Consider the following 8,822-nt stretch of genomic DNA (forward strand, 5'->3'; position numbering starts at 1 on the left):
AGATGTGTATAAGAGACAGGTGTATATACAGTAGGATGTTCGATAATTGTTAAATTTTTTGCTCACAAATTTGTTGAATAAAAAAGGAATTTGACAACAAAAGTAGAATATTAAAAGTGAATGGTTATTCATTATTGGAGGGGGATTTTTTATGAGTTATACAACAATTGACTTAGAAATATTAGAGCGCAAAGCGATTTTAACATTAAATCGGCCACAGGCAATGAATGCGATGGATGCGACGATGATGCAGGAGCTAGCTGATTGCTTAGAGAAGCTACATGAGCAACCTGATGTGCAAATCTTAATCGTCAAAGGGGAAGGGCGTGCTTTTTCAGCAGGTGGCGATATTAAGATGATGCTTGGGGCTGATGGAGCGGTTGATTTTGAAGTGCTGATGTCATATATCACACGCTTTGCTAAAGCATATTACACATTGCCAATGCTGACGATTGCGCAAGTACATGGTGCAGCCGCAGGGCTAGCCTTTAGCCTTGCATTGGCAAGTGATGTGATTGTGGCGGAAGAGTCGGCAAAGCTAGCAATGAACTTTATCGGTATTGGCCTTGTGCCAGATGGTGGCGGTCATTTCTTTATGAAAGAGCGCTTAGGTGTAGCAAAGGCGAAGCAGCTTATTTGGGAAGGAAAAGTGATGGAGGCACAGGAGGCATTGGCGCAAGGGTTAGTTGACCATATCGTACCAGATGGCGCAGCTACAGCAGTGGTGGATCAGCTCGTTGGAAAAATGCTCGCATCACCAATTGCTGCGATGCTGGAAACGAAGCAAATTTTGCACGCAGAGAAATTGCCAGAACTAGCGCGCATATTGCAAGCAGAGGCGAAATCTCAAGCTAAAATGCACGGTACAAAAGATCACCAAGAGGGCATTACGGCTTTTGTAGAAAAACGACAGCCTAATTTTATAGGACAATAAGCAAAAAACGCGAAAATTGATTTTTTCGCGTTTTTCATATTTTATCCCGTACTAACAGACTGTAAGACCCCTACTTCAAAATATAAGGTAAAGCCAAAATATTTAAGTGGGGGATCAACAGTCTGCAAAAAAACGATTGAGGTCAACAAGATGTGAAGTACTTAGCTTGTGTACCTTTATTAACAATCAGTGGGAGATGAAGAAAAATCCCACTGATTGAAGGTTCACTTTATCAAGAAATACAGATAAAATCTTCATTGGTTGTGTTAATAAATTTGCTCTAAATATAGCATGGACTAGCATTACATATTGCCAATACAGTTACTTGAACTTACATAAAAAAGGGCAAATTCACTATTCTCATAAAATTTACTGTACATCCCGACTAAAGATGATTATTATAAAAAAGATTGAATCGGGGGAAACATATATGGAAGCTAACTATCAGACATCTCAGAGCGTAAATGTTTATTGCCCTACAGTAGAGAAGGCAGTAGAGATTTGTTTGCAATATATAACAAATAATGAGCGATTATTATTAGAAGTACCGTTTGAGCAATACGAGGACATTATAGAAGCGCTGCAGCAACAAGAAGAAAGTACAAAAGATTTAACACAAGTGATTAAAAAAGGTGCTTTTACGTATGCCCAAATAAAGCATATAACGCTTGCTAGAAATATTCATGGATTAACAATGGATGAGCAAGGACGCATTTATTTCGTCAATGATGCGATTAGTATAAGTGCTGTGACAGCTTTTGCACAAAGCAAATGGAATGGTGTTGCACGAAAAGTGGCAATCGAAAATGGAATACATACAGGGCTAGCTGTATTAGGAGAGACATTTGCTGAGGAAGTCATTTCATTACAGTTATATAACCATCGTAAGATGACAGCAGACTTTGACTTAAATCCAGATATAAGCAGTGCCTTTAAAACAGGTGGCGCGAAAATGGCTTCTAAAAAAATGGCAACAGCCATTACAAAAAAAGCGATGATTAGCTCCGCAGTAGCTAAAAAAGGAATCCTGCTATTGAATGCAAATGTGGTAACAGGTGCACTTGTTACTGGTATGATGTCGACAGCAGATATTGCCCGTACGATTAAAGGGAAAATGTCTTCACAGCAATTATTTAAAAATGTAGCGAAAACGGCTGCGAGTATAGCGGGCGGTATTGCAGGAATGGTCGTAGGGAGTGGGATTGGCTTCACGATTCCAAATGTCAGCACGACGATTGTTAGTATGATTGGCGCTATTATTGGCTTGATGATTGGTAGCAGTTTAGCTAGTAAAATTACGAAGCGCGCTCTTGATTTATTTATTCGTGATGATGCTTTGCAAATGTTGGACATTTTTAATGAGCGTTTAACAGTGCTAGCTGAGGAATATTTATTAAATGAAAAAGAGTTAGAGCAAGCTTTGCATGATTTCGAAGCTTTACATAATATGCCGAAAATGTTGAGAGAAATGTATGCAGCAAGTAATCAGCAGCAATTTGCAGATCATTTAATTCATCGTGAGCTAACGCGTATTATTAAATTGCGCATGTATTTGCATGTCCCAACAAATGAAGAAATATATGAGGTGCTTCAGCCACTGGCAGTATAATGAACAGAGAGTGTGTCCAGAAAGTCGGGTGCACTTTTGAATAACAAAAAATCCAGTTGTGTCATTCAAGGAAAAGACAGTTAAGCGAGCACTTTTTAATTTTCTAGTTCAAAAGTAACGATTCGCCCAACGAATGCTTGTTTTCGCCCGTTAAACAGTGAAAATCGCACGTAAGACAAGCGAAATGAGGCTGTCCGAAAAGATATTACCTTTTCAGACAGCCTTTTCGTTCGTTTATACATGGAATAAAATTAGTTTACCTGCACCATTAACAAGACGATGAGTTTTTTCGGCTAAGCCTTTTTCTTCGATTTGCTTTTGCCCCTCGATTTTAGCTACGTCATCATTCGTGAATGTCCATACTTCATCAAACAATGTTTCCCCAGTTTTTTCAAATGCTGTGAAGCGATAATTTTCCATAGATTCTCCCACCTTTTTTTAACTCCATTGTATTATAAATATATTATGAATGAACATTCATTTTCTGTCTATTGTTTTCTCATATTTCATTGTTAGGTTGACAGTTATTGATATTATTTAACTAAATCATGGTACAATAAAGGCAGTAGATCGTGCTATAAGCGATAAATGTCAAGAAAAGGAGTGATTTCGTAGTGGAAGGAATTACTAAGCTTCCAGTCGGGGAGCAAGTTGAGCAATTTTTATTAATTAAACAAGCTACAAAAGGTGTTACGACAGTAGGAAAGCCTTTTATGTCGCTTATTTTACAAGATAAAAGTGGCGATATTGAGGCGAAGCTATGGGATACAAATGAAGAACATGAAAATATGTATAAAGCAGAAACGATTGTGCGAGTAGGTGGAGAAATCCATGATTATCGCGGAAAGAATCAATTACGCATCAAGCAAATTCGTGTAGCACGCCCAGAGGAAGGGATACAAGTTAGTGATTTAGTGCCTTCATCAGCTATTCCAAAAGAACAGTTGATGGAGGAATTAACGCAATTTTTCTTTGAAATTAAAAATCCAAATATTTCACGCATTACGCGTCATTTAATTAAAAAGCATCAGCCAAGCTTACTTGTGCATCCAGCAGCAACGAAAAATCATCATGATTATGTATCAGGCTTGCTTGATCATGTTGTATCAATGCTACGTCTAGGAAAAGCAATTGCTGAATTATACCCATCATTAAATACCGATTTATTATATGCGGGTATTATTTTGCACGATATCGGAAAAGTTGTTGAATTAACAGGACCGATTGCCACAACTTATACGATAGAGGGTAATTTACTAGGCCATATTACAATTATGGTCAATGAAATCGGGCAGGCTGCAACAGAGCTAAATATTGAAGGTGAAGAAGTGATGTTGCTACAGCATCTTGTACTGTCACATCATGGCAAAGAGGAATGGGGCAGCCCGAAAAAGCCGATGATTCAAGAGGCAGAAATTTTACATTACATCGATAATATCGATGCGAAGATGAATATGCTAAAACGTGCATTAGATAAAACGAAGCCAGGTGAATTTACAGAGCGCCTATTCCCACTTGAAAATCGCTCATTTTATAAGCCAACGATTTAAGAAATGGCTGTTGGAAAAGGTATCCGCCTTTCCAACAGCCATTTGTTTTTGTAGTTTGGTTGAGTAAATTTGCTTGTCTTGTGTGCGAATTTCAAGGTTTAATGTGCGAAAATGGGCATCCTACGTGCGAATTCGTCGATCTTAAAGATGTTATTGATTAATGCTTCGCTTGAAACTGAACCATAAAATCCGCTAATGCTTTGCATGTTACATACGGTACAGCATTATATGTTGATGCGCGACAGCCACCAACAGAGCGGTGTCCGTTTAAGCCAACAAAGCCTGCTTCCTTTGCTTCAGCTAAAAACTGCTTCTCTAGTTCTTCGTCTGCTAAACGGAATGTAATGTTCATTAATGAGCGGCTTTCTTTGTCCGCATGTCCTACATAGAAGCTATTTGATTCGTCAATCGCGTCATAAATAAGCTTTGCCTTTGCTTCATTATGTGCCGCAATTTTCTCAAGGCCACCTTGAGCCTCTACCCACTTTAATACTTCTCCTAACATGTAAATACCAAATGTAGGTGGTGTGTTGTATAAAGAGTTGTTTTCTGTAAATGTTGAGTATTTGAGCATCGTTGGAATATAGGTATTTGCTTTGTCTAATAAATCTTTACGAATAATAACAACTGTTACACCTGAGGGGCCTAGATTTTTTTGTGCGCCTGCGTAAATAAGCCCAAATTTGTTAATATCGATTGGTGTTGACAAAATATCGCTCGACATATCAGCAATTAATGGAGCTGTTGTTGTAGGGAACTCTTTCCACTGTGTACCATAAATTGTATTGTTCGTTGTAATATGCACGTAAGCTGCTGCATCATTTAGATTTAGTTCATCGATAGCAGGGATATGTTTATAGTGATGATCCTTTGTTGAGGCAGCGACAACAGATGTGCCAAATAATTTTGCTTCCGCTAAGGCTTTTTCAGACCAGACACCTGTTAAAATATAATCGGCTTGCCCATCTTGCTGTAGAAAGTTCATCGGAATCATTGAAAATTGTAAGCTTGCGCCACCTTGTAAAAAAATAATTTCATAATTGTCAGGTACGGCATAAAGCGTGCGTAGACGTGCTATCGCTTCATTATGTACTTGCTCAAAATCCTTGCTACGATGGCTAAGCTCCATAATCGACATACCTGTGTTATTGAAGTTAACTAGTTGCTCTTGGGCTGTTTGCAGTACTTCTAAAGGTAAAGCAGATGGACCAGCATTAAAATTAAATGCACGTTGATTGGTTGAACTCAAATGTAAACACTCCTTTTTCTATTGCGAGTATAAGTATATAATATACTGTTTTTTTTATATTGTGGCAAAATTCTTAAAATTACTTTTGTAAAAAGCAAAAAAGAATAAATTTTTTGCGTAAAACACGAATATTTCATCAATAACAGGATGAAATATTTGTACTTAGCTTGAATTTACTGATGGAATATGCCAGTATAGAGGGGATTAATTAAAGGAGGATTTTTGATGGAAAATTTACCAAATTGCCCGAAATGTAATTCAGAATACACATATGAGGACGGAACGATGTATGTTTGCCCAGAATGTGCGCATGAATGGTCAGCGACAGAGGAAGGGTCTATAGAAGAAGGGTTAGTTGTACGTGATGCAAACGGCAATTTATTAGCTGACGGTGACACTGTTACAGTTATTAAAGATTTAAAAGTAAAGGGAAGCTCCTCTACATTAAAAATCGGAACACGTGTAAAAAACATCCGTTTAGTAGAAGGTGACCATAATATTGACTGTAAGATTGATGGTTTTGGTGCAATGAAATTAAAGTCTGAGTTTGTCAAGAAAAACTAAAAAAGAGGTGTCCAGAAAGTGAAATAACATTTTCTAGACTTAATAATTTACTTGCCACTTTTATACAAAGAGAGCGTCCAAAATGAATTTCGGACGCCCTTTCTAATTATTATTTGATTGAGAATTTATCGAAGGCCCCTTTTAAGTCAGCGTCTTTGATTTCAACTTTTGCTTCTTTTAATAAATTTGCAATGACATCGTCCATGCTAATTTGTGATTTAAGGCTTTCACGAATTTCGTCTTTTTTCTCTTCTAATGTACCATAATCTTCTACAGCACGTTTTTCAGTTACTTCAATGACATGGTAGCCAAATTGTGATTTAACAGGCTCGCTTACTGTATTTACCTCAAGTGCATATGCTGCATCATTAAATTCCTTCACCATCATACCAACTGAGAACCAGCCTAAATCTCCGCCTTTTTCAGCAGAGCCGTCAGATGAAAGCTCTTTTGCTACGTCAGCGAAATCTTCACCATCATTAATGCGCTTAATCGCTTCTTTTGCTGATTCTTCGTTGTCCACTAAAATATGACGAGCATGTAGCTCTTGACTAGCTTGGTCATAATATTTTTGGATATCTTCATCCGAAATTTCTATTTCTTCTAATGCTTTTTGGCTTAATAAATTAACACGAATATTTTCCTTTAAGCTTTCTTCAGTCAATTTATTTTGTGCAAGGAATGCATCATATTGATCACCAGCATATTCTTTAAATGATGCGAATTCTGTTTTAATTTCTTCTTCTGTTACTTTATATTTGTCATTTAAGATTTTTTCAACCATGATTTGCTGTAATAATTCCTCGCCAGCTACGTTTTTAATTTCTTTGTAAAATTCTTCTTGTGTTAAATCGCCTATAGTTGAGCTAACAACTACTTCTTTTCCTGGGTTACTGCACGCTGCTAAACCTAAAGATGCCGCTAGCGTTACTGCTAAAAATGTTTTTTTCATGTGAAATGTACGCTCCTAACTTTCTTTTGAATGCCATTGTTACTATAACATAAACGAAAAAAAAACAAAATGGTTGCATGTTAAAAGTGCCTAAGATTTAAATGGGAGGGTGCATACGATAGATGATAGAAAGGTGAAAGGAGGGAGCACAATGGGCGGTGGAGGCTACAATGGTGGCGGCGGTTACGGCTCAGGTTTCGCGCTACTTGTTGTTTTATTCATTTTATTGATCATTGTCGGTGCTGCATATCTTTACTAATTAATTAAAAGGAAGGCTGTAGGAAAAGTGAATTTTTTCCTACAGCCTTTTCGTTTTTAAACAGTGAATAATACTTCCATATAAAAAGAAACTAATAAAATCGTTATAAGAACATTGATTGTACGAAAGATTTTTGGTTGCTTTTCTTCTGGAATTTCTTTGCGCATACAAAGAGCATAGGTCATGCGGTTTATTTGAAATAAATAAAATACTGAGAATAGTATGATTACTACTAATAGCAAGCCTATTCCTCCTCTCTTTCGATTCATCGTCAAGCATACCAAATATACAACTAATAAGACAAGCTGTAGCTATAATCTGGGTGGTACTAATATTTCATAGCCTTTTGGCGTATCTTCAATTAATGCGTTAGCTGGTGCATGCCATAAATGTTTTGCGTTTAATAAATCAATTAAACATATGCTACTATGAAAACCTAGTAGTAGGCAAGCATAGTGTGAGTATAAAGGAAAAAATATTGCAATCGCTAGGAACAAACTATTCAATAGCAAGAAAGGTGTCAGCAATGCGAGCACATAATGATTTTTAGGTATTGTCTCTTGCAAGCGAAAACGCAAAATAGGGATAATGTGAAAAATCGTTTTCCAGCGAAATTTTATTGTTTTTCGGTATTTTAATAATGCGAGATAATGCCCTGCTTTATGAAAGGGATATAAAACAAAAACGGCTATAAAAAATAAAAAAATATATTGATCGGTATGAGGCGCACGGTATTGCAAACTTGTTATGACATACGATGAGCAAAAAACAGCAACGAATGTTAGAACAGCTAATAGTGTGAGTCGTACAAGGCCGTATTCAGATACAATATTAATTGTTTTCCAACAATGCATAAAGCACCTTCTTTCTAACCGCTAATTTCATATAACCATTGTAAAGAAAAAGTGATGCAATAGCTATTTTTCAATTCGTTGAACAACAAGGGGGTGTCCAAAAAGGTAATACCTCTTTAGACACCCCCTTGAAAATCTTATATTTATTGTCGAGCAGACGAGTGTACTTGATCGAAATTATCTTTAAAATTTTTAAATGAGCGTTCAAAAATTTTAATAAAATCATCACCGTAAATATTGCGAACAACGGCCATGACATCTAAAAATTCTGGGAATCTGCCATATAGTTCTCTTAAAGGTAGGGAACCATCTAAAATACAGTGCGGTGTATCATGATAATGTTCGTTCATCTGCATAATTAGTTGCGAGCCGGCTTCAGTCAATTCAACATATGTATTGCGCTTATCATCATCGCGTTTTGAAAATTTTAATAAACCACGCTCTTCTAATTTTTTTGAAAAATTGAAAGCTGTAGAAACGTGCATGACACCAAATTTGGCAACATCTGAAATAGATGCACCTTGCAAATGAAATGAAATCCATAAAATATGATGTTCATTAATATTTAAATCATAGGGTTTAATCCATAGTTGCCAATCTTTCTCGACAGCCTTCCATAACGCTTTAGAAAGCTGGGCAGTTCTTTGGCTATAAAGCATTGCTTCCTTCGTCGTATATAATTGTTCAGACAAAAGCTTCACCTTCTTCTTTCATTGCAATTTTAAAATATTATAGCAATAAAAGAAAAAAGTTTAAAGTTTGAAAAATAAAATAATTACATTCATGCAGAATAACACCGAAAAGTACTAAAAGTAATATAAAATTGAATGTTTTTCTATTTTGTGATAGGT

General features: G+C 36.5%; 11 protein-coding genes. 5 read left to right on the plus strand and 6 right to left on the minus strand.

The window, feature by feature from the left end; translation table 11 throughout:
• Nucleotides 1-151: 151 nt before the first annotated feature.
• Together C9J34_RS15075 and C9J34_RS15080 are read left to right on the plus strand one after the other, a co-directional pair.
• Complete coding sequence (locus tag C9J34_RS15075) at nt 152-934, plus strand: enoyl-CoA hydratase (RefSeq protein WP_107841004.1); 783 nt, start codon at nt 152-154, stop codon at nt 932-934.
• 430 nt (nt 935-1,364) lie between these two features.
• A complete protein-coding gene (locus C9J34_RS15080; RefSeq protein ID WP_107841005.1) occupies nt 1,365-2,543 on the plus strand; it encodes a hypothetical protein in 1,179 nt (392 codons plus the stop codon).
• Nucleotides 2,544-2,777: 234 nt separating this feature from the next.
• On the opposite strand, the gene C9J34_RS15085 is transcribed toward C9J34_RS15080, so the two are convergent.
• Nucleotides 2,778-2,963, minus strand: coding sequence for a YhzD family protein (locus C9J34_RS15085; protein WP_107841006.1), 186 nt, complete (start codon nt 2,961-2,963; stop codon nt 2,778-2,780).
• Nucleotides 2,964-3,157: 194 nt separating this feature from the next.
• Between C9J34_RS15085 and yhaM the strand changes: the two genes are divergently transcribed.
• The gene (yhaM, locus tag C9J34_RS15090) at nt 3,158-4,093 is read left to right on the plus strand and encodes a 3'-5' exoribonuclease YhaM (RefSeq protein WP_107841007.1); all 936 of its coding nucleotides are present in this window, start codon (nt 3,158-3,160) and stop codon (nt 4,091-4,093) included.
• Between the two features lie 157 nt (nt 4,094-4,250).
• On the opposite strand, the gene serC is transcribed toward yhaM, so the two are convergent.
• Nucleotides 4,251-5,342: a 3-phosphoserine/phosphohydroxythreonine transaminase gene (gene serC / locus C9J34_RS15095; protein WP_107841008.1), complete on the minus strand. Its 1,092-nt coding sequence runs from the start codon at nt 5,340-5,342 to the stop codon at nt 4,251-4,253.
• 225 nt (nt 5,343-5,567) lie between these two features.
• Between serC and C9J34_RS15100 the strand changes: the two genes are divergently transcribed.
• A complete protein-coding gene (locus C9J34_RS15100; RefSeq protein ID WP_107841009.1) occupies nt 5,568-5,906 on the plus strand; it encodes a zinc ribbon domain-containing protein YjdM in 339 nt (112 codons plus the stop codon).
• A gap of 109 nt (nt 5,907-6,015) precedes the next feature.
• On the opposite strand, the gene C9J34_RS15105 is transcribed toward C9J34_RS15100, so the two are convergent.
• Nucleotides 6,016-6,858: a peptidylprolyl isomerase gene (locus C9J34_RS15105; RefSeq protein ID WP_107841010.1), complete on the minus strand. Its 843-nt coding sequence runs from the start codon at nt 6,856-6,858 to the stop codon at nt 6,016-6,018.
• A gap of 151 nt (nt 6,859-7,009) precedes the next feature.
• On the opposite strand from C9J34_RS15105, the gene C9J34_RS15110 reads away from it, so the two are divergent.
• Nucleotides 7,010-7,117 carry a YjcZ family sporulation protein gene (locus C9J34_RS15110; RefSeq protein ID WP_107841011.1) on the plus strand — a complete coding sequence of 36 codons (108 nt, stop codon included), beginning with the start codon at nt 7,010-7,012 and terminating at the stop codon, nt 7,115-7,117.
• 56 nt (nt 7,118-7,173) lie between these two features.
• Here the strand turns inward: C9J34_RS15110 and C9J34_RS15115 are convergent, their stop codons facing one another.
• The 3 genes from C9J34_RS15115 to C9J34_RS15125 all read right to left on the minus strand — a co-directional run bounded on the left by C9J34_RS15115 (nt 7,174) and on the right by C9J34_RS15125 (nt 8,663).
• Complete coding sequence (locus tag C9J34_RS15115; RefSeq protein WP_411830073.1) at nt 7,174-7,386, minus strand: hypothetical protein; 213 nt, start codon at nt 7,384-7,386, stop codon at nt 7,174-7,176.
• Nucleotides 7,387-7,428: 42 nt separating this feature from the next.
• Nucleotides 7,429-7,971 (minus strand): DUF3267 domain-containing protein, encoded by a 543-nt coding sequence (locus tag C9J34_RS15120; RefSeq protein WP_107841013.1) that lies wholly within the window; start codon nt 7,969-7,971, stop codon nt 7,429-7,431.
• Nucleotides 7,972-8,114: 143 nt separating this feature from the next.
• Nucleotides 8,115-8,663 carry an HTH-type transcriptional regulator Hpr gene (locus C9J34_RS15125; protein ID WP_107841014.1) on the minus strand — a complete coding sequence of 183 codons (549 nt, stop codon included), beginning with the start codon at nt 8,661-8,663 and terminating at the stop codon, nt 8,115-8,117.
• Nucleotides 8,664-8,822: the final 159 nt, after the last annotated feature.

This window comes from Metasolibacillus meyeri (assembly GCF_003049505.1).
GTDB lineage: Bacteria > Bacillota > Bacilli > Bacillales_A > Planococcaceae > Metasolibacillus > Metasolibacillus meyeri.

Excerpts from the sequence above, each read along its gene's own strand:
- C9J34_RS15075 (WP_107841004.1), top strand. The coding sequence starts at position 152 with ATGAGTTATACAACAATTGACTTAGAAATATTAGAGCGCAAAGCGATT.
- C9J34_RS15080 (WP_107841005.1), top strand. The coding sequence starts at position 1,365 with ATGGAAGCTAACTATCAGACATCTCAGAGCGTAAATGTTTATTGCCCT.
- C9J34_RS15085 (WP_107841006.1), bottom strand. The coding sequence starts at position 2,963 with ATGGAAAATTATCGCTTCACAGCATTTGAAAAAACTGGGGAAACATTG.
- C9J34_RS15100 (WP_107841009.1), top strand. The coding sequence starts at position 5,568 with ATGGAAAATTTACCAAATTGCCCGAAATGTAATTCAGAATACACATAT.
- C9J34_RS15105 (WP_107841010.1), bottom strand. The coding sequence starts at position 6,858 with ATGAAAAAAACATTTTTAGCAGTAACGCTAGCGGCATCTTTAGGTTTA.
- C9J34_RS15110 (WP_107841011.1), top strand. The coding sequence starts at position 7,010 with ATGGGCGGTGGAGGCTACAATGGTGGCGGCGGTTACGGCTCAGGTTTC.
- C9J34_RS15115 (WP_411830073.1), bottom strand. The coding sequence starts at position 7,386 with ATGAATCGAAAGAGAGGAGGAATAGGCTTGCTATTAGTAGTAATCATA.
- C9J34_RS15120 (WP_107841013.1), bottom strand. The coding sequence starts at position 7,971 with ATGCATTGTTGGAAAACAATTAATATTGTATCTGAATACGGCCTTGTA.